Origin of the sequence: Tolypothrix sp. VBCCA 56010 (assembly GCF_050875635.1) — a bacterium.
In the GTDB taxonomy this organism is placed as follows: domain Bacteria; phylum Cyanobacteriota; class Cyanobacteriia; order Cyanobacteriales; family Nostocaceae; genus Hassallia.
Genome location: NZ_JBPAOH010000465.1, coordinates 1 through 358, shown reverse-complemented (window position 1 = coordinate 358; position 358 = coordinate 1). Strand labels below are relative to the sequence as shown.

Genomic DNA, 358 nt, shown 5'->3' with positions numbered 1-358 from the left:
TCAACTAAAATTGAGGCATAATATTTGCCATCCGCAACCTGGGAAACCGTAACAGTTTTAATCTGCCCGTCAATTGGACGGTCTTGTTCGCAATAAATAGATCCGACCTTGCCTGGTAGCTTGAGATAATCTCCATCTAGTTTGACGTTAGATGGATAACTGCTAGACTGCCTACCATGCTTAGATTTGAATCTGGGAAAACCTGTCCGTTTCTCAAAGAAGTTTTTATATGCCGTCGATAAATTCAGAGCCACATATTGCAAACATTGAGAATAAGCATCAGTTAACCAAGGATATTCTTTTTTGAGATTTGGCAATAAACCCTGAATAGCACTTCTTGATAAGCCTTTCCCAGAAA

Annotated in this window: 1 protein-coding gene; it reads right to left on the bottom strand. The window is 39.4% G+C overall.

What is annotated here, in order from left to right; genetic code table 11:
- Positions 1–358 (bottom strand): RNA-guided endonuclease InsQ/TnpB family protein (locus AABK37_RS42010; RefSeq protein ID WP_432557272.1); only part of this gene is annotated, 358 nt, incomplete at both ends.